Source organism: Myxococcales bacterium (genome assembly GCA_022563535.1).
Lineage (GTDB): Bacteria > Myxococcota_A > UBA9160 > UBA9160 > UBA4427 > DUBZ01.
Map to the genome: position 1 here is coordinate 92860 of JADFNE010000005.1, position 24211 is coordinate 117070.

General features: G+C 60.6%; 22 protein-coding genes and 2 tRNA genes. 17 read left to right on the plus strand and 7 right to left on the minus strand.

Annotated elements, in window-relative coordinates:
• Window positions 1–53 precede the first annotated feature (53 nt).
• The 5 genes from IH881_03150 (at window position 54) to IH881_03170 (ending at window position 5066) form a co-directional block, all read left to right on the plus strand.
• On the plus strand, window positions 54–782 hold the full coding sequence (locus tag IH881_03150) for a hypothetical protein (protein ID MCH7866667.1): 729 nt from the start codon (window positions 54–56) through the stop codon (window positions 780–782).
• Between the two features lie 606 nt (window positions 783–1388).
• Window positions 1389–2261, plus strand: a complete 873-nt coding sequence (locus tag IH881_03155) for a polyphosphate polymerase domain-containing protein (protein ID MCH7866668.1) — start codon at window positions 1389–1391, stop codon at window positions 2259–2261.
• Window positions 2258–2950 (plus strand): DUF4956 domain-containing protein, encoded by a 693-nt coding sequence (locus tag IH881_03160; GenBank protein MCH7866669.1) that lies wholly within the window; start codon window positions 2258–2260, stop codon window positions 2948–2950. Before IH881_03155 ends, IH881_03160 begins: the two co-directional genes overlap by 4 nt.
• Before the next feature lie 5 nt (window positions 2951–2955).
• Window positions 2956–3843, plus strand: coding sequence for a hypothetical protein (locus IH881_03165; protein MCH7866670.1), 888 nt, complete (start codon window positions 2956–2958; stop codon window positions 3841–3843).
• A gap of 8 nt (window positions 3844–3851) precedes the next feature.
• Window positions 3852–5066, plus strand: coding sequence for a TolC family protein (locus IH881_03170; GenBank protein MCH7866671.1), 1215 nt, complete (start codon window positions 3852–3854; stop codon window positions 5064–5066).
• A gap of 14 nt (window positions 5067–5080) precedes the next feature.
• Here IH881_03170 and IH881_03175 read toward each other — a convergent pair whose 3' ends face one another.
• Window positions 5081–6256 carry a CoA transferase gene (locus IH881_03175; protein MCH7866672.1) on the minus strand — a complete coding sequence of 392 codons (1176 nt, stop codon included), beginning with the start codon at window positions 6254–6256 and terminating at the stop codon, window positions 5081–5083.
• Window positions 6257–6466: 210 nt separating this feature from the next.
• Here IH881_03175 and lpdA point away from each other — a divergent pair, with 210 nt between their 5' ends.
• The gene (gene lpdA, locus IH881_03180) at window positions 6467–7894 is read left to right on the plus strand and encodes a dihydrolipoyl dehydrogenase (GenBank protein MCH7866673.1); all 1428 of its coding nucleotides are present in this window, start codon (window positions 6467–6469) and stop codon (window positions 7892–7894) included.
• Between the two features lie 180 nt (window positions 7895–8074).
• Here lpdA and IH881_03185 read toward each other — a convergent pair whose 3' ends face one another.
• Entirely contained in the window at window positions 8075–8965 is an 891-nt protein-coding gene (locus tag IH881_03185; GenBank protein MCH7866674.1) for a tyrosine-type recombinase/integrase, read from the minus strand.
• A gap of 448 nt (window positions 8966–9413) precedes the next feature.
• Here IH881_03185 and IH881_03190 point away from each other — a divergent pair, with 448 nt between their 5' ends.
• A complete protein-coding gene (locus IH881_03190; protein ID MCH7866675.1) occupies window positions 9414–9923 on the plus strand; it encodes a hypothetical protein in 510 nt (169 codons plus the stop codon).
• Here the strand turns inward: IH881_03190 and IH881_03195 are convergent.
• Window positions 9920–11095 (minus strand): GNAT family N-acetyltransferase, encoded by a 1176-nt coding sequence (locus tag IH881_03195; protein MCH7866676.1) that lies wholly within the window; start codon window positions 11093–11095, stop codon window positions 9920–9922. The two genes, IH881_03190 and IH881_03195, sit on opposite strands and share 4 nt — an antisense overlap.
• A gap of 113 nt (window positions 11096–11208) precedes the next feature.
• Here IH881_03195 and IH881_03200 point away from each other — a divergent pair, with 113 nt between their 5' ends.
• The 4 genes from IH881_03200 to hemE all read left to right on the plus strand — a co-directional run bounded on the left by IH881_03200 (window position 11209) and on the right by hemE (window position 15968).
• The gene (locus IH881_03200; protein ID MCH7866677.1) at window positions 11209–11535 is read left to right on the plus strand and encodes an ATP-dependent Clp protease adaptor ClpS; all 327 of its coding nucleotides are present in this window, start codon (window positions 11209–11211) and stop codon (window positions 11533–11535) included.
• Between the two features lie 51 nt (window positions 11536–11586).
• A complete protein-coding gene (gene clpA / locus IH881_03205) occupies window positions 11587–13842 on the plus strand; it encodes an ATP-dependent Clp protease ATP-binding subunit ClpA (protein ID MCH7866678.1) in 2256 nt (751 codons plus the stop codon).
• Window positions 13843–13929: 87 nt separating this feature from the next.
• The gene (gene ispH / locus IH881_03210; GenBank protein MCH7866679.1) at window positions 13930–14859 is read left to right on the plus strand and encodes a 4-hydroxy-3-methylbut-2-enyl diphosphate reductase; all 930 of its coding nucleotides are present in this window, start codon (window positions 13930–13932) and stop codon (window positions 14857–14859) included.
• A 65-nt stretch (window positions 14860–14924) separates the two neighbouring features.
• A complete protein-coding gene (hemE, locus tag IH881_03215) occupies window positions 14925–15968 on the plus strand; it encodes a uroporphyrinogen decarboxylase (protein MCH7866680.1) in 1044 nt (347 codons plus the stop codon).
• Window positions 15969–15989: 21 nt separating this feature from the next.
• Here hemE and hemH read toward each other — a convergent pair whose 3' ends face one another.
• Window positions 15990–17147 (minus strand): ferrochelatase, encoded by a 1158-nt coding sequence (hemH, locus tag IH881_03220; GenBank protein ID MCH7866681.1) that lies wholly within the window; start codon window positions 17145–17147, stop codon window positions 15990–15992.
• Window positions 17148–17194: 47 nt separating this feature from the next.
• Between hemH and IH881_03225 the strand changes: the two genes are divergently transcribed.
• Window positions 17195–18277: a response regulator gene (locus IH881_03225; protein MCH7866682.1), complete on the plus strand. Its 1083-nt coding sequence runs from the start codon at window positions 17195–17197 to the stop codon at window positions 18275–18277.
• A gap of 74 nt (window positions 18278–18351) precedes the next feature.
• On the opposite strand, the gene IH881_03230 is transcribed toward IH881_03225, so the two are convergent.
• Window positions 18352–19068: a CDP-diacylglycerol O-phosphatidyltransferase gene (locus IH881_03230; GenBank protein ID MCH7866683.1), complete on the minus strand. Its 717-nt coding sequence runs from the start codon at window positions 19066–19068 to the stop codon at window positions 18352–18354.
• A gap of 233 nt (window positions 19069–19301) precedes the next feature.
• Here IH881_03230 and IH881_03235 point away from each other — a divergent pair, with 233 nt between their 5' ends.
• Genes IH881_03235 through IH881_03245 form a run of 3 tightly spaced genes read left to right on the plus strand, consistent with a single transcriptional unit; the run spans window position 19302 to window position 21862 of the window.
• Window positions 19302–20615, plus strand: coding sequence for a 2-oxo acid dehydrogenase subunit E2 (locus IH881_03235; protein MCH7866684.1), 1314 nt, complete (start codon window positions 19302–19304; stop codon window positions 20613–20615).
• 12 nt (window positions 20616–20627) lie between these two features.
• Window positions 20628–21353, plus strand: a complete 726-nt coding sequence (gene lipB / locus IH881_03240) for a lipoyl(octanoyl) transferase LipB (GenBank protein ID MCH7866685.1) — start codon at window positions 20628–20630, stop codon at window positions 21351–21353.
• Entirely contained in the window at window positions 21350–21862 is a 513-nt protein-coding gene (locus IH881_03245; protein MCH7866686.1) for a hypothetical protein, read from the plus strand. Before lipB ends, IH881_03245 begins: the two co-directional genes overlap by 4 nt.
• Window positions 21863–21884: 22 nt before the next feature.
• On the opposite strand, the gene crcB is transcribed toward IH881_03245, so the two are convergent.
• Window positions 21885–22259, minus strand: coding sequence for a fluoride efflux transporter CrcB (gene crcB / locus IH881_03250; GenBank protein ID MCH7866687.1), 375 nt, complete (start codon window positions 22257–22259; stop codon window positions 21885–21887).
• A 245-nt stretch (window positions 22260–22504) separates the two neighbouring features.
• On the opposite strand from crcB, the gene IH881_03255 reads away from it, so the two are divergent.
• Both IH881_03255 and IH881_03260 read left to right on the plus strand, forming a co-directional pair.
• Window positions 22505–22578, plus strand: a tRNA-Cys gene (locus tag IH881_03255).
• A 388-nt stretch (window positions 22579–22966) separates the two neighbouring features.
• Window positions 22967–23051, plus strand: a tRNA-Leu gene (locus IH881_03260).
• A gap of 69 nt (window positions 23052–23120) precedes the next feature.
• Here IH881_03260 and IH881_03265 read toward each other — a convergent pair.
• On the minus strand, window positions 23121–24211 hold a 1091-nt coding region (locus IH881_03265; protein ID MCH7866688.1), incomplete at its 5' end, for a tyrosine-type recombinase/integrase.

Genomic DNA, 24211 nt, shown 5'->3' on the forward strand with positions numbered 1-24211 from the left:
TTGGAAACAACGTGCGTAGGAATAGGAATAGAAGCGGTAATCGATACAGAGGGATGGGGAAATACGAAAGGGCGGGGTGGAGCGGAGTCTCGAGGTTTCCAGCGCGTTGGGTTCAGCAGCTGATCCTCCACGGGATCGTCGGTCTAGTCCTTTCTGTCGCCGGGGGCGCGTCTGCGACTCCCGTCATCTCCGAAGTCCTCTACGACGCCGTCGGCATTGACAACGGTTATACGTTTGTCGAAATCTATGGAGCCCCCGGAGAAGTGCTCGACGGCCTGAGCCTCGAAGGTGTAAACGGAAGTAACGGTGCGGTGGGGCCGATCATTTCCCTCAGTGGTGTCATCCCCCAGGACGGCGTGTTTGTCGTTGCCGACGTGAATGGGGAGGGGGTGACGATGGTGATCAACGCCGATCAACTCGCGAACTTCGACTTTCAAAATGGTCCCGACTCGATCGTCTTGCTGGAGGGAGGTGTTGTGATCGACGCACTTGGGTATGGCGTATTTTCGGCGGGAGACGTGTTCGCAGGGGAGGGGGCGCCCGCCGCAGATGCGCCGGCGGGTTCGAGTCTGGCGCGGCTGTTCGCCGATCTCGATCAGGACGACAATTCCCTCGACTTCTCGCCGCTCGGGGTTCCCACACCGGGGGAAGTGACGTTGCTCCCCGTGCCGGAGCCCGACAGCGCTCTACTCATGATGCTGGGCTTGCTTGCGATGAGTTCTCGCCTGCGGCCGGCTTCTACACGCGTGACGCGCAAGAACCAATCGGCGCGGCTCGAGTAGCCAGCGCTCCAGAAGCAGTGTCCCGCGGCCGCCGCGACGAGCGGGGTTGCCGGGCACTGTGTCGAGTGACGATCAGAACGAGAGATGTGCGCCGGGAGAAACGCTGTCGAACATCGCCCCGGCCTTCTCTATTTTCGCGACTGTCGAAAGTTCGCCTCCAGTCGCGCGCGATGGGTCGCTAGGATTATTGGAGTGCGCAACGTGGTGATCCGAACCTGAACGTCGGCTTTGGGAGCGAGCGTTCCGTTACGCAGCACGACCGCGACGCCGGTTGCATGCTCCAGTGTTTGCGGTGACTCGAATTCCGTCGTCGACTCTATTTTTTCAGACGCAAAATCAGGGTTTTTATGGGGGTGTACAGACTTGCGGTCTTCGTGTCGCGTATTGCGCGAAACATGCACACGATCGAATGAACGCGAGGAACGAAGTTTGGCTCGCTAGAGCCAGTCATTCGTCGCTCGCGGCCCAACCGGGTACAAATCACCCTGCGAAGCCTGAAGACTTGTTGAGTTTTGTTGGTAAGCGGCGTATTTTGGGTACACGCGCGAAGCACTCGGAAACGTTGTTCCGCTACCAGGTTTGTGCTGCCCGTTGGAGTTGATATAGATGGCTGTCTTCGAGGCTCGTTTCGAGCGGCTCGAGCTGAAATATCTGATTGACGAGTCCACCGCAGATCGAGTGCGGCGCGATATCGAGCCGTTCTGTCGGCCCGACCCACACAACGCCAAGCGTCTCGTCAAACGCAACGCCGTAGACAACGCCCAGAACATCGTCCGACATGACGTCGAAAACATCTTTGCACCGGTCAGCAATAAACCGAAAGAAGAGGTGGGCTACGGGATCAGTTCGCTGTATCTCGACAGTCCGGGTCTTGTTTCGTTTTATGCCAAGGAGCGCGGCGACCCCGAACGACTGAAGTTGCGAGTTCGTACCTATCGCGATTCGCCGATCGCCGTTCTCGAACTCAAGCGCAAGATATCGGACGTCATCAACAAGACCCGGGCGAGTGTTGATCCCGCACACGTGGAGCGGATCGCCAGCGGTCGACTCCCCGCGGCATCGAATCCCGAAGTCGATCGATTCTTGAAAGACTTCGCAGTGACCTCGATGAGTTTGGGCGCCCAGCCGGTGCTGCACGTGCGTTACGACCGCGAAGCCTATTCGAGTGATGTCGACACCTACGCCCGCGTGACGTTCGACCGACGCATCGAAGTTCAGCGCGCCCACGGCTGGGATCCCGCTCCGGCTACGGAAGGCTGGTGTTCGTTCGATCGCTACCGGCGCCCGGACCTGCGTGACAAAAACATCGTACTCGAGCTCAAGTGTCAGTCATTTGTCCCGTGGTGGATCACAAATCTGATCCGCACCCATGCGCTCAAGCGCCAGTCGTTTTCGAAATACGGGATCGGCATCTACCTGACAAGTAAGCTCAATTGGGAGACCTCGTTGCCGAGCCGCTCCGCGAGGGCATTGCTTTGAACACCGACGTTCTGTTTGGACAAATGGAGCAGACCATTTCCGGCGGCAGCTGGGTCGCACCTTTGACGGCCCTCGTGAGCGCGTTTGTGTTCGGTCAGGTGTTGGCTTGGACCTACGAGCGCACCTATAGCGGGCTGAGTTATTCGCGCGGCTTCAGTCATACCCTGGTACTGGTGTGCATCAGCGCTTCCATCCTGGTCCTGTCGATGAAATATTCGCTGATTGCGGGGCTGGGACTGTTCGGCGTGCTTTCGATGATTCGCTTTCGCACGGACTTGAAGACACCGCGCGATCTGGTCTTTGTGATGGGGGCCGCGTGTATCGGGGTGGCATGCGGGGTGGGAGCCATGATCGAAGCCTTCATGGGAGCCAGCGCCTTCGCACTCGTTGCGCTGTACCTGTTTCTCGGTCCGTTCGGTTCCAGGTCCCGCTTTGACGGCGTGTTGCGCTTTCAACTCCCCACCCAACTCGACTCGGACACCAGTCTCGCGCAATTGATGCGATTGCACTGCCGGCGGCTGCACCTGCTATCCACCGCCGATATCGAAGAAGGCACACAGATAGAACATGTTTATCAGGTGAAGTTCTTTCGTGAGCGCGATCGGGAGGACTTGCTCGCAGCGTTGCGTCAAGATCTGGGCGCGCTCGAAACACGCTTGATGCTGCAAGACGCATCGTCGGAGTATTAGACAAGATGTACGATCGAATTTTAGCGACTCGACGCAGTGCACAACGGGGAATCGGCCGCGTCTTCGACGCATTTGGCGCGCGCCCATTTGGCATATTGGTGTTTGCGCTGAGCATTACACTGCTCGTGTATCTGCAATCCGGCGTGGTGGGCGGCATTCGCGCCGATGCAGTCGCGGCTGCAGGATTGGTCGAGCAGCCTGCGCGCGTTTCGTCGTATGTCACGAAGGTCTATGTGCGTGCGGGTGACGCGGTGGACGTGGGGGCGCCGTTGGTGGATCTATCGCCCCACTTCATCGACCGAGAGCTCGGTCGGATCGACGCGGAATTCCAAAAGCTGTTGCACGAATCAAAGCTCGCCCAGGCCCGCTTGCTGATCAAAGAACAGCGCTGGCTGAACCCGCAGATGCGGCGGCGGCCAGACGGTCCCTCGCTCGAAACCCCCACGGAGGCACTCTACGCCAAGGAGTTGGCGGCGCTGCAGGTCCGCCGATCACAGCTGCTCGCAGACCGCGAGGCGTTGACGATCAAGGCGAGCCATCCCGGTCGCATTGCGCTGGTCGTCAATACCGGCAGCGCCGTAGGGAAAGGAAGCTCGGTTGCGTCGGTGAGCCCCGAGTACGCAGAGGAGATCGTCGCCTATGTGTCACCGGACATGCAGCCAGACCTGGTCGCTGTAGGGTCGACGGTGCATATCGCGCGTTCCTCGTTCGCGTGCAGCGGCGCGGCCAAGGTACTGCGGCGCGGCGCCACGGTGCAAGAGGCGCCGGGCCAGTTGGTCGGCCTGTTGCGCTTTCCGGTGCACGGGTTGCCGGTCTACATTTCGATTCCACCGGACTGCCAGCTCGGTGTAGGGCAGGTTCTCAGTGTCGAGTTCGCTCGCGCGGTGATGTAGTGCGCGCAGTGTTGACCTTGCCCCATCGTTTACAAGTTTGTGTTCTCGTGTGTTTGTTCGCAGCTGCTTGCGCAACGCCCCCGGCGCCGCCCGTCGATCACGAGCAGCGTATCGAACGAGCCGCCGGCGAACTCCCTTACGATCCGATCGTACAGGCACATCGAGCCGCAGTGGAAGCCGCGCAGGCGAACGAGCAGCGACCCAAGCTCGTCGATCGAGTCGAGCTTCGCGCCGGCGAGGATTACCTGGCTAGTGAGCATCAGCTCCGGGCGCTCGCCCGGGTAAAGGTTCGGCACCCGGCCGAGCTGCGCGCCGAGCGCAACGTGCTGCGCGCCCAAACTGAAATTGAGGTGGCGCGCCTCGAAGAAGCGACACTCAAGCGCCGAGTGGAAATGTGCTTTCCGTCGGTCGACGCGCTGGTCCGCGCCCAACAGAACGAGATATTCACCGACTACACCCTGCGGCAGAAAATTCTGTTGGCTTGGAATGACACCTGGCTTGAGTCGGGCGTGATTGACGAGTTGAGCGGAGTCCGGTTCCGGCTCGACAGTCGGGTGAAACTCGCGGTTCGTCAACCACCCCCGAGTGCCGATCACGCTCGCATCTCGATACAGCTTCCGGACATCGGCGCCGGCCCCGGCGAGCTGGTACGCAACCCCGAACATCTGCGCGCCACCGTGCGTCAACATCACCCTTCGGCAGGACTGCAACGCGCAACCGCAGATCGCTATCGACGGCTGGCCGAACGGGCCCGCGCGCGACGTCTACCGGGACTCCGGTTCGTCGATTTGTCCTACGAACACCGGACCGCATCATCGCGCAACGGAGTTGGAGGCCAGGTTGCTTTCGAGATTCCTTTTGGGGGCGAATCTCGAGCCGAGATCGCGCGCTACGACGCGTTGATTCGGCAGCAACGCTTCGAAGGGAACGCTCGGGTCGAGGACCAGATCTCCCTGAGTCTCCAGGCGCTCAACGATGTCCACGACTTTGAATCGCGCCACGAACAATGGCGCGAACTCGAACGGCTGGCGGCAGCTGCCGAAGAGGTAGCCGACCGCTGGTGGAAGTCTCGGCTCGCCAAGCCCTCCCAGGTCTCAGCACTGCTAGACGATGCTTATTCGGCCAGAATCGCCGTCCTGGACGCCCGGGAACGCGCGGCCAATGCTCAGTGCACCCTGCTTTCGATGACAGGCGTCACCCTCGACGACTGGCCGCGAGAATAATCCCCCCCTGCTTCTCAGTCGCCGGGTGTCGAAGCCGGTAGACCCAGTTCTGCGAGCAGGGCCTCGCGGTGGCCGTCCAGGGCGGGAGCCGCAGGGCGACGCGTAGGATCCTCAACCCCCGAAATCTTGATCGGGTTGCCCGCCACCTTGAAGTCATTGAGCCCGGGTTCTTCGACGGGAACCAGCATGTTTCTGGCTCGGATCTGCGGATCTTCGAGTACCTGGCCGACATCTTGAATGGGACCGCACGGGATACCCGCTCGCGAGAGGACGTCTAACCACCTTGCACTTCCCTGGGCGCGCAGGGTCTGTTCGAGTTCAGTCTTGAGTGCATCCTGATGCTGGGTACGCAGATCGTTGGTCGCGAAGCGAGCGTCTTCCAGGAGGTCACTGCGTTCGAGTGCCCGGCACAACGACAAAAATAGCGAATCATTGCCGGCGGCGATGACGAAGAATCCATCGCCCGTAGCGAAGCAGTCAAAGGGAGTGATCGATGGGTGGCGAGAGCCGAGCGGGGTCGGGACTTCCCCCGTCGCCTGATAGCGCGCCACGGCATTCTCGAGTATTGCGACTTGGCAGTCCAGCATCCCGACGTCGATCTTTTTTGCTTCTCCGGTTTGCGCACGATGAAAGAGCGCAGCGTTGACTCCGGTGCATACAAAGAGCCCCGCCGTGATGTCGCCCATCGAAGTTCCCACCCGGGTGGGGCGGCTACTGCCCGGTTGCCCCGTCAGGCTCATGATGCCGCCCATCGCCTGCACGACCAGATCGTAGGCGGGTCGTTCTCGGTAGGGTCCCGTGTGGCCGAAGCCCGAGACGGCTGCATAGATGAGTTGAGGGTACCGCTGGTGCAGCGTTTCCCAGCCGTAGCCGAGTTTTTCCATCGTGCCCGCTCGGAAGTTCTCGACCAGTACATCCGCGCGTTCGAGCAGGGCTTCGAAGACCGCGCGGTCTGCTTGGTCCTTCAGGTCGAGGGCGATGCTCTCTTTGCCGCGGTTCAGCGATACGAAGTAGGCCGACTTGTCTTCGATGAAAGGACCGATGTGACGCGCGTCGTCGCCGCTGCCGGGTCGCTCCACTTTGATGATCCGCGCGCCCAGATCGCACAACACCATGGTGCAGTACGGCCCTGCGAGCACTCGAGTGAGATCGAGAACCGTGATACCGGCGAGAGGGCCCGCTCCACTCATAGAGTTCAATTCCTTTGTCGAAGCTTCTCGTTCTTGTGAATCTCGCTTCGTTGCTGATCTGCCGGAAGAGCGCTGCGCATCATACCCGGATTCCCCCAGTCTGGCGCTATACTGCGCGTCCGCACGCAACCCGCCAAACTGAATGAAAAGCTGAACAGATGAGTTCCGTGGAAAACTTTGGGTCGGGCAGGGCAGGGGGAGAATCGGTCGATGACGGGAAGTGAGACGAATTCTAGGTTCGACGTGATTGTGATCGGCGGAGGCCCGGGCGGCTATCCGGCCGCAATTCGCGCGCGCCAACTCGGTCTGAGCGTGGCGTTGATCGAATCGACCCACCTCGGTGGAATCTGTCTGAACTGGGGGTGCATCCCAACCAAAGCGCTGCTGTACAGCGCGGAGGTGTTTCAGCTGGCGCAACACCTGGAAGAGTTCGGAGTGAGCGCGGGCGAGCCGACCGCAAACATTGCGGATATGGTGACGCGCTCCCGACGAATTTCAAAGCGCCTGACTACCGGGATCAAACATTTGCTCAAGCAGAACCAGGTGGTGGTGTTCGATGGAATCGGTCGCCTCGCGGGCTCGGGGCGAGTTGTGGTCGAGAATAGGGGGGCTGCTGCGATCGATCTCACTGCCCCCAACATCATCCTGGCGACCGGTGCGCGCTCTCGCGATCTTCCTGGAATCAAAGCGGACGGCGATCGAGTCTGGACATCGAAAGAGGCGATGATGCAGTCCGCAATTCCCAGCTCGCTGCTGGTCGTCGGTTCCGGGGCGATCGGGATGGAATTCGCGAGCCTGTACAGCGACCTCGGCAGTCGGGTTACGGTGGTCGAAGCGCTACCACAGATTCTGCCGGTCGAAGACAGCGAGATCTCCGACTTGATCGTGAAAGATTTCAAGAAGCGCGGAGTGGAATTTCACACCGAGAGCACCGTGACCAAGCTCGAGCAAACCGAGACCGGCATGCGCGCGACGGTTCAACTCGGGGCAGGAGAAGAGATCGTGCTCGAGGTCGATCGCGTCATTCTGGCAGTCGGAATCGTTGGAAACACGGAGCATCTCGGGCTCGAAGGAACTTCGGTACGAGTCGATCGCAGTCACATCGAGACAAACGAGTGGCTCGAAACCGGTGAACCCGGAGTCTATGCAATTGGTGACGTCGCGGGTCCACCGTGGCTCGCCCACAAGGCGACTCACGAGGGAATTCTCGTGGCGGAACGGATCGCGGGATTGCCCAATCTCAAACCCATCAACCCATTACGAATTCCGGGTTGCACCTATTGCAGGCCCCAGATCGCGAGCATCGGATTGACTGAGGCACAGGCCAAGCTTCGTGCCAAGGAAAGTGGTCGCGAGATCAGAGTCGGGCGCTTTCCGTTTCGCGGCAATGGCAAGGCCATCGCCATGGGGGAGTACCAGGGAATGTTGAAGACGATCTTTGATGCCGCGACCGGCGAAGTGCTCGGCGCGCACATGGTGGGACACGGCGTGACCGAACTCATCTCGAGTGTGAGTGCCGCCATGCAGCTCGAATCCACCGAGGCGGAGCTGATGCACACGATCTTTCCGCATCCGACCCTTTCAGAAGCCCTGCACGAATCGGTGCTCGCAGCCTTTGGACGGGCCATTCATATTTGAGAATGATCGAATAATTTGAAGTACGGCACCGCGCGCATGGCTGCTGCGTCGGCGGCCACCAGGCCGCTCGGTGCGCGATCCCACCGGAGGGGTGGTTTAGAGGGATCTACGCGGTGGATTGAATCACTCGATTCAAAACCTCCGCCACACCGAGACGGCCGGCGATCTAAGCGATCGTGACTACGCCGACGTCGCGGCCACGTTACTTTGTGACGGTATGGACGCGGGCTCCACCTTGCGCATGGCGCTGGTTCGCGGTTTCGAAGCCAGTAGCGATCGTCGCAGATCTTCGGGGCTCACCGGAGGGAGTCCCGCCTCTGTGGCGCGCTTGTGACAGGCTACGTAAATCGCCTGCTCCGAAAGTCGGCGAATTTCAATGCGGCCACCCTTGTTGACCGGATTGAACAGCGGCCCGGGCGCCACACCTCTTCGCGCCAGCCAGGCTTCCAATGCCAGCAGGCCTTCTCGATTTGCGGTGAAGCGACGGGGTGGCTTGGTGCCGTTGCCGCGGACGCAGATCGTGCTCGTGCGCCGATCGAAATCGGCGAGATCGAGCGCTGCAACTTCTGCGCGTCGCAGTCCGGCCCCAAATAGCAGGGCAAAGAGTGCTGAATCCCGTGGACCAGCGGGGGAGCGATCTTGCTCACACGCGGCGACTAGTGCTCGCAGTTCTTCCTGGCTCAAGGCCCTGCTCTTGCGAGGCGACGGGCCGGGGACCGCGGGAAGGTCGATTGCGCGCTGGTGGTCTTCAGCGGAGATCATGCCGAGGCGCCACACTTGCTTGAGAACACCGCGTAGCGCGGCGAGGTGCTTGTTCGCGGTAGCCGGCGCGAGCTCGCTGGCCAGTCGCGTTCGCAGTGCCGAAGTATGTTCGATGCGCAATGCACTCCACGGAAGAGAACGCATGTCACATCGCCCTTCTGACAAGTAACGGGCGATCTTCTGCAGGGCCTCGGTCATGGTTCTTCTCGAACCGGGACCCAATTGTGCGAGATAGAGTGCGGCCGGATGCTTGTCTTCCGGCGTTTCTCGTGCGAGTTCGATGTCGCGAGACTCGAATCCGATGGTCATGGTTACCCCCCCTTTTCAATCGACGCTGATGACGTCGTTCCCCTTTGCGTGACCCTCGTAAGTGGTGGACACATTTTGAAACCTATGGCGTTCGAGAGCCGCGAGGTATCGGGCGAAGAACCGAGCTCGGGGGTGGGAATCGTCTGTTGTGGAGTAGTTCGGTCTGGATCTTCTACCCCAAGTTGACGGAAAAATGGGCGATGGATTGCGCTTCGAGCAGGCAATTGCCGAGCATTGAAAGGAGATTGGACGGGTCGGGTCAATCGGCTCCGACTCACAATTGTGATGGGGTATTTCCCGCTTTCTATGATTCTTTTCGCCGTCTGAGGTGACTCGCGAGATGCAACACGAATAGATTGTTCGTGTGTACCTTTTGTCGCTGAGAACGATCTGGGCCGGTGCAGGAATACTCTCAGGCCGCGGTCGCACCTTGCCGAAATAAATCGCCATGCGACACGGATTTCTCGTCAGCATGTCCGCGATTGCGGCTTTTGGGATCGGTGGGCTGTTGTACACGTCGGAGCCCTCGACCTGGTTCCCCGCCGTCAACGACTACTTCAGCCCCGACCCGGTACTCGTGGTGATCGTGGGGAGTTCCGAATTGGTCGACAGCGTGCGCGCAGTCATTTCTCCTGATCGCATCATCGCCGACACGGGCGATGCCTTCGCGCTGGTCGATCGTCGCATCATTGCGGCCAGTGCGGACGCCGCGAGTGGCCCGATCAATCAATTGGGTTGGATCGACGATCCGTTTGATCTGGTGGCAATGTCGAACGATCGCGGGCGGCAGTGGGAACAGAATCGCAACACGCCCAGAAGCAGCCGAAACAATCGCGCGATTAGCGACGAAGAGCGGGAGAAGGCCGCGCAGATTGCCGAATTGATGCGGAAGCCGACACTGACTTCCACCGAAGCGGCTCAACTGCTCATGCACATGGATGCCACCGGCCAGTTTTAGCTGTTCGTCTCTGGCTTACGTGCGGGCTTACGTGCGGGTTTGAGTGCGCTCTGGTTTCGAAACCAATTGATGGTTTCTGTGGCGTCATGTCGCTCCCGCACGAGATAACTCCGCACGGCTCCGGCAAGACGTTCGTCCTTGAGATAGTGGGCGCTCACCGTGGGTTCGGCGTCGAAACCGCGAATCTGTTTGTATTCTCCACCCGCACCGGGCTCGAAGCGGGCCAGGCCGTGTTCAATGCAGTACTCGATCGGAGCGTAGTAACAAGTGTTGAAGTGGAGATGTCGCAGCTTCTGATCGGTCCCCCAGTAGCGGCCGTAGAGCACCTCTCCTTTGATCACGTTGAGCGTCCCGGCAACCGTCTCCTTACCCCGACGCGCCAAGGTGATTTGTAGTCGATCGCGAAAGCGCTCGGTGATCAGTTCGAAGAACTCTCGATTCAGATACTGGCGCCCCCAGTAGTAGTGATTCTCTATGTTGGCCAGGTAGAAGCGATACAGGTGAGACATGGCGTCTTGGTCGATCTCGTTTCCGACCAGGAACGAAATCTCGATTCCCTGTCGTACGAGTTCTCGACGCTCGCGACGAATCTGATTCCGGCGCTTGCTGCGAAAGCGCTGCAGATAATCCTCGAAACTCTGATAGCCGTCGTTCTTCCAGTGATACTGAAAGCCCATCCTCGTATCGAAGCCGATCTCCTTCAGGATATCTTGTTCTTCGGGTCGGCAGAAATTGACATGGGCTCCCGAGATATCCTCGTCCTCGCAGAGTTGGCGCAGAACCCCGCCGAATTGCCGGATCCAGTGCCTGTGGTCTTGATCTTCGGCGACCAGAAAGCGCGTACCGGTCACCGGGGTAAACGGAATTCCGACCAATAGCTTTGGGAAGTACGAAATTCCCGCGCGCTCCGCTGCCTGGGCCCAGCCGTGGTCGAATACGAATTCGCCCTCGCTGTTGTACTTGACGTAGAGCGGGCACGCGGCGACGAGCCGATCTTCTTCATAGCCGACCAGCGTACGCGGGATCCAACCCGTTTCGCCGCCGACACAACCGCTCTCTTCGAGGGACGCGAGCCATTCCCATTCGAGAAACGGCGATTCATCCCCCACGAGGAGGTTCCAGGCGTCTCGAGGTAGCGTGCTCACTCCCTCCGTCATTTCGATTCTGGGCATGACAATGCAGTCTATAGCGTTCGGGCTATTCTCCCGCTGTGGAACCTCATCATCTTTTGAACCGCGAGGCCCTATTGGGAGCGAGAGGGCGCGCCCGCTCCGCGGATGTAATCATGAGTGCTGGTGGCAATGTCCCCGGAGATCAGCGCGACTCGGGGCTTGCGACCGAAGAGCGAAAAAAGACAAAGCGCCCGGATCGTTACAAGGTTCTTCTATATAACGACGACTACACACCGATGGATTTTGTGGTGAGCGTGCTGGTAGATGTCTTTGGGAAGGGCCCCTCGGCGGCCACTCAGATCATGCTCCAGGTCCACAAGGGTGGACATGGCGTAGCCGGTGTCTATATCAGGGAGGTCGCGGACACAAAGGTCGCGACCGTGCATCGGTTGGCCGAAGAAAAAGGCTACCCCCTGCGCAGTGGTGTCGAGAAGGAATGAACAGGGAACGCGCCGGCGTATCGCCGGGTTTTGACGGAGAACCAACGTAGTATGGCAGGAGCCAGTCGCGAGTTGCACATGACGCTTCAATCGGCCTTTCAGGAGGCCGTGCACCGTCGTCACGCCTACGTGACGGTCGAGCATCTGCTGTTTGCCCTGCTGCACGACGAGCGCGGGGTGGAAATCATCCAGAGCTGCGGCGGACATGTAGAGACGCTCAAGCAGGAGCTCGAGCGATTCTTTCGAGAAGACCTGGAACGAGTGCCGGGAGACGAAGACTTCGAAGCCAGTCAAACCTTGGCGTTTCATCGAATTCTGCAGCATGCCGTCGATCACACCACGAGCGCCGAAAAAGAAGAGGTCGAAATCGGCGACCTGTTGATAGCGCTCTACCAGGAGCCCGATTCTTACGCGGTATTGCTGCTTCGCAGCCAGGAAGTCGATCGCCTCGATCTGCTTCAGTACATCTCGCACGGCATTGTCAAGACACGAGACGGTCAAGCGGGTGATCCACTGGATGCGACCAGTCCCGGTGGACTCGGGGAAGAAGCTGAAGGTGTTCCAGCCGATCCGTTGAAGGCGTTTGCCACAAATCTCACCGCCCTGGCGGCCGAGGGCAAGCTCGACCCGATGATCGGGCGGGGCAGCGAGCTCGAGCGAATCATTCACATCCTCGCGCGTCGACGGAAGAACAATCCCATCTTCGTGGGCGAAACCGGGGTGGGGAAGACTGCGTTGGCCGAGGGCCTGGCAATGCGCGTGCACGAGGGTCGTGTTCCAGACGACCTCACTGACGCGCAGATCTACTCTTTGGATCTCGGTGCGCTACTGGCGGGTACTCGCTATCGCGGTGACTTCGAGGCGCGCTTCAAAGCATTGTTGGCCGCGCTCGACGCGTGCGAATCGGCAATTCTCTTCATCGACGAAATCCATACGATTCTGGGGGCGGGTTCGGCACAGGGCAATACTGTCGATGCCTCGAACCTGCTGAAGCCGGTGCTCGCCGGCGGCAAGCTGCGCTGCATGGGTTCGACGACCTACCAGGAGTACCGTCACTTCGAACGCGATCGGGCGCTGGCGCGTCGTTTTCAGAAGGTGGACATAGGCGAACCCTCCAGTAGCGACTGTCTGCGCATCCTGAAAGGCCTCGCCTCGCGCTATGAAGAGCACCACGGTGTCCGGTACACCAGTGGAGCCCTCAAGGCGTGTGTCGATCTTTCCGTGCGCCACATTGGCGATCGCTTCCTGCCGGATAAAGCCATCGACGTGATGGACGAGACCGGTGCAGCGGTGCGCCTGCGACCTCAAAGCAAAAAACGCAAGACGGTGGGCGTGCGAGACGTCGAAGCCGTGATCGCCCGGATGGCTCGGATCCCGTTGGAGCGGACCCAGGGCGAAGATCGCGAGCGCCTGTTGAAGCTCGATGAAGACATCAAGAGCGTGGTGTTTGGTCAGGACAGCGCGGTCGAGTCTGTGGTCAGGGCAATCAAGCGTTCGCGCGCTGGACTCGGCGGAGTGGATCGTCCCATCGGGTCGTTCTTGTTTACGGGCCCGACCGGCGTAGGCAAGACCGAGTTGAGCAAACAACTGGCCAAGACCCTGGGAGTTCCCTTCCTTCGCTACGACATGAGCGAATACATGGAGAAGCATGCGGTCTCTCGCTTGATCGGCGCGCCGCCGGGATACGTGGGTTACGACCAGGGTGGCATGTTGATCGAAGACGTGCGCAAGAACCCCTATGCGGTGCTGCTGCTCGACGAGATCGAGAAGGCTCACCCGGATGTTTTCGACATTATGCTTCAGGTCATGGATCACGCGGTGCTCACCGACAACCAGGGGCGGGAAGCAGATTTCCGACACATCACGTTGATCATGACCTCGAACGCTGGCGCCCGAGAAGCTTCATCCAACGCCATCGGGTTTGGGGGTGGCAAGGCGGGCAGTACCTCCAAGGCACTCGAACGCCTGTTCAGCCCGGAGTTTCGCAATCGACTCGACGAGATCGTCGTCTTCGAGCCTCTCGATCCCAGTGTGATGGACCTCGTCGTTGAAAAGTTCATCAAGGAACTCGAAGCGCAGCTCGCGGAGCGCAAGATCAAAATTGAGCTGGACCCGGCCGCGCGAAAGTTGTTGGCCGAGTTGGGATATGAACCCGATTTCGGTGCACGGCCTCTCGCACGGGTCATTCAACGGGACATCATCGACGCAATTTCGGATCATGTCTTGTTCGGCAACCTCACCAAGGGGGGAGAGGTTCGGGTGAGCGTGACGGATGGTGGGTTTAGCTTCGAGTACTCTGATCGCTGATTTTGGCTAGTGCCGGCACGGGTGATGAATTAGGCGGATTTGCTGAGGGTTCGTCGGAAGGTCGGCTGGGCTGCTAGGGTGTGCGGCATGGAAATTCTGCTGGCGAGTCCCCGGGGTTTTTGCGCCGGCGTGGACCGCGCAATCGAAATCGTCGAACGCGCTCTCGAACGCTACGGCGCGCCCGTCTACGTGCGACACGAAATCGTGCACAACCGGTATGTCGTAGACGCGCTGCGTGAAAAGGGTGCCATCTTCATCGAATCGCCGTCAGAAGCCCCGGCGGGGGCAAAGCTGATATTCAGCGCCCACGGCGTCTCACCCGAGGTGCGTACCGAAGCCGCACGGCTCGACTTGCAGACGATCGACGCCACATGCCCATTGGTCACCAAGGTGCACGTAGAAGTAAAGCGGATGGTCGCAGAAGGTTTTGAGATCATCATGATTGGGCACGCGGGTCACGTCGAAGTCGAAGGAACCATGGGGCAAGCGCCCGGCAAGATGTATCTGGTCGAAACCGTCGAGGATGTTCAGCGACTCCAGGTGCGCAACCCGGAGCGTCTCGGATGTGTGACCCAGACAACCCTGTCGGTCGATGATACGGCGGTGGTCAAGGAGAGCCTGAAGCAGCGCTTCCCTTCCATCATCCTGCCCAAGCGCGACGACATTTGTTACGCCACGCAAAACCGACAAGACGCCGTGAAGACATTGGCCGAGCGGGCCGACCTGGTGATGATCGTAGGCGCCCCAGCATCCTCGAACAGCAACCGCCTGGTCGAAGTGGCGGCCAAGCGCGGAATTCGCAGTGTGCTGATCCAAAACGCCGATGCCATCGAACCCGCCTGGCTCGACGGAGTCGAATGCGTCGGCGTCAGCGCGGGTGCGTCAACGCCAGAGTTCCTGCTCGAACGAGTGATCGACCGTCTCAAGGAGATTCACGGCGGTGAGGTTTACGTGCGTTCGCTGGGGGAAGTCGATGAGGGGATGACGTTCAAGTTGCCTGCGGTGCTGCGCGACTGAAAAGCAAGGTCCTGTGCCCGACATTGAAACATCGATAGCGTTTGCAGCAACTGAGGAATTCTGGATTGACGAGCGAGTCAGCAAAATACACGGCGACCGAGCGGTTCCTCCGCAGTTGTCGAGGAGAGCCAGTCGATCGACCCCCGGTCTGGTTGATGCGTCAGGCCGGACGCTACCTGCCGGAGTACCGCCGGGTGCGCGAGGGAGTGAGCTTCGTCGAGATGTGCCGCAGTGTCGACCGGGCGGTCGAAGTCTCCCTGCAGCCGATCGATCTGGTGGGCAGCGAAGCGGTGATCATGTTTCAGGACATCTTCACGCCAATCCCCGGCATGGGAGTGGAACTCGACTTCGCTCCGGGGCCGGTGATCGCCGAGCCGATTCGCAGCTCCGATCAAGTGGAACGGTTGCGGGTTCCCGACCCAACCGAGAGCGTTCCATTCGTTTTTGAAATCCTGCGAACCTTGCGGCGGGAACTCGAGGGGCGACAAATACCGTTGCTCGGATTCGCCGGGGCGCCCTTTACGTTGGCCGCCTACATGGTCGAGGGGCGCGGCTCAAAGGACTTCACCCAAATCAAGCGCATGATGCACCGCGAACCCAAATTGCTGAATGCACTGCTCGACAAGTTGACCGACTGCAGCGTGAGCTACCTCAACGCCCAGATCGAGGCGGGAGCTCAGGCGGTGCAACTCTTCGATACCTGGGCTGGGTTGCTCACTGCGGCGGAGTACCGCGAATGGATCCTGCCCCGCCACCAGCAGATCGCCGAGAGGGTCCACCGGGACCGAGCTCCACTGATTCTCTACATGAACAATGGCGCCCATTTGCTCGAAGACTCCGTGGAGTCAGGGGCAGATGTTCTCTCGCTGGATTGGCGAGTGGATCTCGCAAACGCCGCTCGCAACTACGGCGACCGCGTGGCACTCCAGGGCAATCTCGATCCTGCCGCACTCGCCGCGCCCAGAGAGAAGATCGCGACGATGGTGCAAAAGATGTCTCGGGACGCCGAACCCGCAAAGGGTTACATCGCAAATCTCGGTCACGGCTGTCTTACCGACACCCCGGTCGACGGAGTGCGCGCCTTTACCGAAGCAGTCCGCTCGCTGTAGAGGTTCCCGTCTCGCCAAACGTCAGGCGACCGCCTCTCGCACCATCGACGCCACCCCGTCGACCCACTCCGGATCCGCGTTGACGCAGGGTATGAGGCACAACTCCTCACCCCCCAATTCGTTCCACTGCGCTCGGGCGCGAATCCCCACCTCTTCCAGGGTCTCGAGACAGTCGGCGACGAAGGATGGACAGAACACCGCGGGTCGCTTGATCCCTCGGGCCGCCAGCTCGGGCAGGACTTTGATCAGGTCCGGGTCGAGCCAGGGTGTGCGGCCGAGGCGAGACTGAAAAACCAGAGACGTGTTTTTCTCTTCCAGATCCAGATCGGCTATGAGTACGCGGGTGGTCGCGAAGCAGTGGGCGCGATAGCAACCTCGGTTGTCGGCACAAGACGTCTCGCAGCAATCTGGCTCGACCAGACAATGGCTCCCGCTCGAGTCGAGATCGCGCACCTGCCACTCCGGCAGACCGTGATAGCTGAATATGACGTGGTCGGGAGCGAAGTCCTTCAAGATGGGCTCCGCCCTGGCCGCGTAGGCATTGCAAAAACTCGGATGCTCGAAGAACGCCCCCAGCGTGTGCAACGGTGGAGGTCGCTCTACCGTTTCCAGAACTCTGGCGACCTCTGCAAGCGCGCTGCCCGTGGAGGCGATTGCGTACTGGGGAAATAGCGGCAGGACGACGATCCTCTCGAGATCGTTCGCGAGCAGCAACCTCATGCTCTCTGCAATGCTGGGCGAGCCGTAGCGCATCGCGAGTTCGACGCGGAAACCGTCTCCGAGCTGCTCGGAAACCGATTCGGCGAGGCTGCGCCCGAAGTACAACAGGGGCGAGCCCTCGGGCATCCAAATGGTTCGATATGCCGCCGCCGACCTCTGCGGCCTGAAGGGCAGGATCACAAAATTGAGCAGAAGCCAACGCAGTGGTCGCGGCAGACGGATCACGCGACGATCTGAAAGAAATTGACGCAAATAACGACGGACATCGCTGACTTCTGGTGAATCTGGGGTCCCGAGATTGACCAATAGAACACCAATTTGATTATCTTGATTTGCCACGGACCCAGCATGCCACAGGCCGCCTTCTCCCGCGGGTGGGTCGGGTGCCGCAAATCGAAAAAGAATGCTTTTGGTAAATCGGCGAAGGCTGTACGCTCTGGTTAACGACCGTCGGCGCATGTCTACGTTCGGAAGGTAGTGCGCACTAGATAACGAGTGAGGCACGGATGGCATCGGTTCTCATCGTCGAAGACGAAAGCTCGCTGCGCGAAACCCTCGCGCGTTTTTTGATTCGAGAAGGTCACGAAGTAATCACCGCGGCGAACGGTCGCGAGGCCTTCGATCTCGGAATTTCAGCTAGCCCCGATGTGCTGGTGACCGATTGGATGCTCAAGAACCACATCCATGGACTGCACGTCGCCGACGCTTTGAAAGCCGTCAATCCCTCCCTACACACAATTTTGATCACCGGGTTTCCGTCGAAGGATCTGCTCTCTGAGTCTGATCGATGCGGCGTGTTGCAGTTGCTCGAGAAGCCCTTTGATTTGAATGATCTCAAACGGGCAGTCCATTCTGCGTTGACCGCTGAGCGTCGGCCCTCTGGGCCCCACCCCCTCGCGGTGGTTGAACTCGACCTCGAGGGCAAGCTCCACTTCGTGAGTGAGCGAGCCCGAGAACTCTTTGCGCAAACGGCAGGCGGGAGTGATGCGAGTCAACTCCAGGACGTGCTGGGCGGTGAAATCATTTCGCAGTTGAATCTGGCTTTAAAGGACTGGGTCGGATGCGCGACGCTGCCCACAGTCGACCGCGAAGACGAACCCGAGCGCTGGCTCTTGCGCGCGCGCATATTGAACGGTCGAGCTGGCTTCCTGGTCGTTCTGCTCAGCGAGGACGAACGACCCCTGACCAGCGATCCGCGGGTGCGCATCTTGCTCGATCATCGCAGTCGCTCGAAACCCATCCTTCCCGATCACGGCCCGGTCGTGGTGATCGAACGCGATGGCGCCGTACGGCGGCTGCTGGTATCGCAGATCGAGCGCATCGGCACCGTGTGTTATCCGACGGACGATCTGAAAAGCGCGCTCAAACTACTGACCGCGGAGCCACGGGTTGCGACAGTGCTGATTGATTTTGGACTCGCGGGTGACGAGATGTCAAAGTGGGTCAACGCGGTGCGTGCGGCTCGACCCGAAGCAACTGTGATCGGAACCGGTGGCAGCGGCAGTGAGGATGATCTGCTCGCTTTCGGCGTTACCCGGGTGCTCTCCAAGCCCTGGCGTATCATGGACCTGCTCGACGTAATGACCTAGCCGTCATTCGGCAACCCGCCGCACCCCGACACACCCCGCCGCAGCGCCGCCCAACGCCTCAAAGAGCAACAGCCTCAGGCTCGACGCAAACTTTGATCCCAGCGACCCAACCATGCTGAAAGCGCGATGTAGTACGCCGGGTAGATCAGACTGATCTGCGCGACCCATACGCGGGTCGCCGTCTCGGGGGCCAGGATCACCCAGGTCATCACCAGGGTCCAGATCAATCCTCCCAGGCAAGTGCTAGTGCGGAGCACTCGCATCTTGCTCGGGTAGATGTACTTGAGCGGAATGAAGACTGCGATCGAGAGTCCCAGTAGACAGGCGTCACCGGCGCCGGGGGAGAAGTCGAGGATCCAGAGATACAGGGCCAGCACGTTCCAGTACGAGGGGAATCCCAAGAAGAAATCGTCTTCGGTCTTTGCGTCCGACTGTGAAAAACCGTAGCTGCTCGCCAGTACCGGCAGGGCGATCCAGAACCAGTGGCTCAAACTTCCAGCCGCCGCCATGAAGACCACTGGGACAATCACGAAATTGAGGAAGTCGACGATGTCATCGAGCCGTCGGCCATCGACGTTGGGTAGAACCCGAGAAACTCCGACAGCCCGGGCCAGAGCGCCGTCCACCGAGTCGATCGCCAGGGTCAGCATCATCATGACGCCGGCAAACGCCAAATCGCCCCGGGCGATGGAAATCAGGGCAAGGGCCCCAAACACGGCACCGCTGGCGGTAAATAGATGCACGCCCCAGGCCAGGATCTTCGTTTGCGGAACCGTTGGCGATGCAGTCATCAGATCCCTCGCCCGGGCGCAGGATTCACAGCGAGATTTTCCCGATTCCGGTTGCGTTGCGAAGAATATATCAGAGACGGCGCGGCGCGAGGTCGCGTTCTCGTGTCGGGGCTACTAGTCTCGCGTTCGCAGGCGACCCCGGCCACTTGGTGTTCAAGCCATGTGCGCCTCGAGCCGATCCGCATATCGACCGCTGTCTGCGAAATTTGAGGATGTGGAAGGAGCTCCAATAGATGTCGATTTCGCTGCGAGTCCCAAGCCTCGGAGAGAGCGTCGTCGAGGGGACCGTCGCGCGTTGGCTGGTCGCGGAAGGCGATCGCGTGTCTCTCGATCAGGCGCTCGTCGAGTTGACCACTGACAAGGTCGATGTCGAAATTCCCTCGCCCTGCGAGGGCGTCATCCAGAAGATCCTGGTCGCGGTGGACGACACCGTCGAAGTCGGAGCCGAACTCCTGCTCATCGACGAATCCGGCGTTGCTGCTTCGCCAGGGATTGCCAAAGCAGAGATCGAACCCGCCGTTCAGACCTCCGCCACAGCTTCGGTTGATGTCGCGACGGAGGCGGCGTCCACAGCGATTCCTTCGACCCCTCCTTCAATCACACCTTCAATTCCGCTTCCGACGCCACTGGCTCGGCGTGAGGCCGGGGACAGTCTTGATACCTCGCAGGTCGTTGGCACCGGGAGCCGCGGTCGAGTGACTCAGCAAGATGTCCAAATCCATCGAACGAACAACGACCCAGGCAAGGCCCCGGACTCCACCCCGGACCAAGCCCCGCAACCACCTCCGGCCGCTCCAGCGTCGAGCCGGCCTCCGCAGTCCTCCGCTCTGGGTGCGGCGATCGAAGCAGGCGACCGGGTGATTCCGATGTCGCGGCTGCGCAAACTCGTCGCGGACCACATGGTTTATTCAAAGCGCACGAGCCCTCATGTGGGCACGGTTGCGGAGGTCGACATGAGCGCAGTCGTCGCACTGCGCAAAGCGAACAAGTCGCGCTTCGAGGAACTCCACGGAATTTCGCTCAGTTTTCTCCCCTTTATCGTCAACGCAGTGGTGCGCGCGTTGCGCGAAACTCCCTCGCTCAACGCGTCCGTGGTCGAGGATTCGATCGTCGAGAAGCGCGCGATCAACATCGGGATCGCGGTCGAGACCGAAAAAGGCCTGATGGTCCCGGTGGTGCGCGACGCAGACCGTTTATCCCTGGCAGGATTGGCTGCTGCCATCGACGAGCTTTCGGTTCGCGCCCGGAACAAGAAGCTCTCGGCCGACGATCTGCGCGGCGGGACCTTCACCATTTCGAACCCGGGTCGAAAAGGCAACCTGTACGGTTTTGCCATCATCAATCAGCCTCAGGTCGGGATCCTGCGAGTGGGAGAGATGGTCAAACGGCCTGTGGTCCGTACGAACCGCGGCGAAGACGCCATTGTCATTCGGTCGATGATGCACCTTGCTCTCTCCTATGATCACCGTGCAGTGGACGGCGCTCCGGCGAACGGGTTTCTCTACCGGATTCGCGAGTTGCTCGAGAGCGCCGACTTCGATCTATGATCACAAGATTCTATGACCCCATTGAGAACAGCGACTAGCCAGCAAGGATCCTTCTCGACACCGATTCACGCGCCGACCCTGGGCGTTGAATGGCTGGGCTGTGTTCCCTATTGCGAAGGGCTCGTGTTGCAGGCCGACGCGATCGAAGCCGTGAGAAACGGCGCTGAAGATCGGCTGTTGTTGCTCGAACATCCTCCGGTCATCACCCTCGGCCGCAGCGGCTCGCGCGAGCACTTGCGTGAAAGCGAAGAGCGGCTTGCAGCTCGCGGAATCGAAATTGTGAATGTGGCCCGGGGCGGGGACGTGACCTATCACGGGAGAGGCCAGTTGGTTGGCTATCTGATATCAAACTTGCGGGCCCGGGGTGCTGCTGATGTTCATCGCTATCTGCGAGACCTCGAGGCGGCATTGATCGACGCGGTGGTCGGGCTCGGCGTGCCCGGCGGTGTGGTGGCCGGGCGCACCGGGGTGTTTGTGAAGACCCCGCACGGGTTGCCCGACCGCAAACTTGCCTCGATCGGGGTGGGGGTTCGGCACTGGGTCAGTCATCACGGTTTCGCGCTCAACGTAGATATCGAACTCTGCGAATTCGATGCGATCGTGCCGTGCGGACTCTACGACGTAGAGATGACCTCGCTGGCTCGGGAGGGCGTGGGCTCCGGTCCCGTCCTGGCGCTGCGCGCCCGCGAAGCGATCGCGAATTCATTCGCAGCTCGCTTTGGAACGGTTGCACCGTGAGTGAGTCGAAACTGGATCGTGCGATCGGAGAGGCCAACCGCACTCCGCTCGCCAAGGGTCCACCGCCCCTGGCTTCGTTCGACCTCGTGCTGCACCACGACGGCTCGTGGACCCATGAGGGGCAGCCGTTTCGCAATCGTCGGTTGCGAGAGAAGTTCGACCAATCCGTGCGCTATCTGCCCGACGAAGGCGGCGTCTATGTCGTGCAAATCGGCCACTTCCGCGGGCTGATCGACGTCGAAGAAGCCGCCTTCTTTGTCGAGGACATCGATCTCGATTCGGGGTCGGTTCGGCTATCCGACGCATCGATCGACGCGCTCGACGTGGCGTCTCTCGCGACCTCCCGCATAGACGGTGCGCTGATGTGTCGCGTGAAGCGGGGACTCGACGCGGCGGGTGTTTTTGCGCGCTTCAACTACCGTGCGCAAGCCGAATTTCTGAACGCCGTCGACGACAAAGGAACCACGATCTCGGTGGGCGGCACCCGGGTCAAATTGCCGGCGCTCTAGGAGTCTGCGCAGCAATGCGCTTTCAGCCGAGGCTTCGAGCCAATGCCACTCCCGCCACCACGGCGAGCAGACAGACCCCAACGCTGCCGGCCATGTTCGCGGCGGCCAGGGGCAGACGGCCGGATTCGATCAACCGGAGCGTCTCCATGCTAAATGTCGAGAAGGTAGTGAAGGCGCCAAGCATGCCGGTGATCAAGAACAGCCGTAGGTCGGGGGAAGTGAGACCGCGCTGGTCGAGCCAGCTGATGAGCAGGCCAAGCAAGAATGAGCCCACGAAGTTGACCGACAGCGTCCCCCACGGGAAGGTCGACGCGATTCTCTGATCGACCCAGATCGAGAGTGCGTAACGCAGCGAAGCGCCGATGCCGCCCCCCACCGCCAAAACCAGCCACTTCATATTCGCCCCCACAATATGTTGGCCCCAACTGCGCGCGGCATCCCACTGCCAAGGCTGCGGCGTATGGACTGTAGGCGTTGCACATTGGTTCGCATCACCGCTTCCGTCAACCGCCGGTGTGAAATTGACGCGGCGGCTTTGGCGCGGTAACTCCTAGCAGCCTGCTAGCAGCCCAGTAAAGGCCCCTGCGCTTATCCTCGACGCCAGCGTTGAGTTTCCGGGCAGCCTTCCTCGCTCGGTCGGATGGCGGCGTAGCCAAGTGGTAAGGCACGGGCCTGCAAAGCCCTGATCGCCGGTTCGAATCCGGCCGCCGCCTCCATTGCCGCCGCAGCCGACGCAGCATCAGATACCTACAGATCCGAAGTGGCAAGGTTCTCAGTTCCAGTTCCCGGAACGTCCCGCAAGCGAGCAGTGCCGTCACTATAATGCGTCACTCGGGGCTTCGCCGCCTTCTCGCAAGGAGCGCGCGGGCCACTGTGGTCGCGCCTCCCAAGAACGTCGCGCCGGGATCACCGATGAGCGAGCCGAGTTTGCTCACGGGGTTGCGAATTATCAGCGATTCGAGCGGCGGGTTGCCGATCTATCCTTCGCAGCGTGGCGATCTGCGGTTGCAGTCGGCCACCATGAATGATTTGGGCTAGCAACCAATCGACCCAGGCGTGGGGTTCGCCAATGGGCTGCTAGACTTGGTCGTCTTCGCTTGATGGGCCCGGGTGGCGAAATGGTAAACGCGGACGACTTAAAATCGTCTGGCCCTCGGCCGTGCAGGTTCGACTCCTGCCCCGGGCACCATTGATGGTTGATTTTGCAGGGATTTTCGACCGGAAAAACCACCCGTTCCCCCAGCGTTCCCCGAAGCGGTCACGAGTCGTCCCCCAAAACCCCGCGCAAACACTCCGCTCCGAGCCTCACATACCGGGCTGAAGTCTCTGCGCTGGTGTGACCCATGATGCTCATGACCATGCGGATCGCATCGACGTTGCTCACGCCTTCGCGCAAAAGACGTTCGGCCGCGCGGGTCCCGAAGCAGTGGCGAAGCGCCTCGTTCGGCTTCCACTTCCCGGTACATCCGATCGACTTCGCGGCAGCGTGAAACACCATGCGCCGTGCGTCCTGGAGCCATCGCTGCCCGGGGTTCGCCTGAATCTCAGCCAGCGGGTTGATAAACAGCATGCTCCCCGCTGGCGCCAGCTTCGGGCGATTCTCACGCACCCACCGAGCCAGCTCGGCAGGGACCGGCAGCAGCCTGTCTCTGCCTCCCTTAGCGCGGATCAGCCACTCATCCGATCCAGCGTCGGGTCCGCGCCGATAGTCGCTCAGCAGTGCCCTGGCAGCTTCCTCGTCACGTACTCCGAGCAGACCGCGGGCCAGCCAGTAGCCCCGGATTTCCCACGGAATCGCAGCGAGCAGCTTGCGCTGTTCATCGAGCGAGGGGATGACCGGGGTGTGCTGGGGGACGCTGACTGCCGGAATATCTGGCGGGCGAGGCATCCCGCGGCGCCGGGCAAGTCGCCGCAAACATGTTCTAACGTCGGCCAGGACGTTCTGCGTGGTCTTCGGGCCGACCTTGCCCAGAAGGTGTGTTTTGAGGTCTTCCATGTGGCCGTAGTCGAGGCTGAACACGGATACGTCCAAAACTGGATCGAGATAGCCGCACTGCTCGTAGCGCCCGACCACCCGGGCGCGCTTCATTGAGATTTCACCCGCGTTGGCGCGATCTACCTGGGTGGCCGTCCACTGCTCCCAGAACCTTCCGAATCCGTAGATTACGGCCGAACGAACGTAGGGAGAGATGGCTGCGAGCGGGTCCATACCCCGGCGCACGTCGGCTCGTATCTCGCCGAGAACCCCTTCAGCCAGGTCGCGGCTCGAGTAGGCCACCCATCGGGAATGCACCGGAACCGACCACGAAAACAACTCGGTCCCCTCGACCCGGAATCGCAGGCCGAACT

Coding starts and splice junctions, on each gene's coding strand:
- IH881_03235 (MCH7866684.1), top strand. CDS start 19,302: ATGTCGATTTCGCTGCGAGTCCCAAGCCTCGGAGAGAGCGTCGTCGAG.
- hemH (MCH7866681.1), bottom strand. CDS start 17,147: ATGCGCCGACGGTCGTTAACCAGAGCGTACAGCCTTCGCCGATTTACC.
- IH881_03200 (MCH7866677.1), top strand. CDS start 11,209: ATGAGTGCTGGTGGCAATGTCCCCGGAGATCAGCGCGACTCGGGGCTT.
- clpA (MCH7866678.1), top strand. CDS start 11,587: ATGGCAGGAGCCAGTCGCGAGTTGCACATGACGCTTCAATCGGCCTTT.
- lipB (MCH7866685.1), top strand. CDS start 20,628: ATGACCCCATTGAGAACAGCGACTAGCCAGCAAGGATCCTTCTCGACA.
- IH881_03175 (MCH7866672.1), bottom strand. CDS start 6,256: ATGAGTGGAGCGGGCCCTCTCGCCGGTATCACGGTTCTCGATCTCACT.
- ispH (MCH7866679.1), top strand. CDS start 13,930: ATGGAAATTCTGCTGGCGAGTCCCCGGGGTTTTTGCGCCGGCGTGGAC.
- lpdA (MCH7866673.1), top strand. CDS start 6,467: ATGACGGGAAGTGAGACGAATTCTAGGTTCGACGTGATTGTGATCGGC.
- IH881_03150 (MCH7866667.1), top strand. CDS start 54: ATGGGGAAATACGAAAGGGCGGGGTGGAGCGGAGTCTCGAGGTTTCCA.
- IH881_03195 (MCH7866676.1), bottom strand. CDS start 11,095: ATGCCCAGAATCGAAATGACGGAGGGAGTGAGCACGCTACCTCGAGAC.
- crcB (MCH7866687.1), bottom strand. CDS start 22,259: ATGAAGTGGCTGGTTTTGGCGGTGGGGGGCGGCATCGGCGCTTCGCTG.
- IH881_03165 (MCH7866670.1), top strand. CDS start 2,956: ATGTACGATCGAATTTTAGCGACTCGACGCAGTGCACAACGGGGAATC.
- IH881_03190 (MCH7866675.1), top strand. CDS start 9,414: ATGCGACACGGATTTCTCGTCAGCATGTCCGCGATTGCGGCTTTTGGG.
- IH881_03185 (MCH7866674.1), bottom strand. CDS start 8,965: ATGACCATCGGATTCGAGTCTCGCGACATCGAACTCGCACGAGAAACG.
- IH881_03225 (MCH7866682.1), top strand. CDS start 17,195: ATGGCATCGGTTCTCATCGTCGAAGACGAAAGCTCGCTGCGCGAAACC.
- IH881_03155 (MCH7866668.1), top strand. CDS start 1,389: ATGGCTGTCTTCGAGGCTCGTTTCGAGCGGCTCGAGCTGAAATATCTG.
- IH881_03230 (MCH7866683.1), bottom strand. CDS start 19,068: ATGACTGCATCGCCAACGGTTCCGCAAACGAAGATCCTGGCCTGGGGC.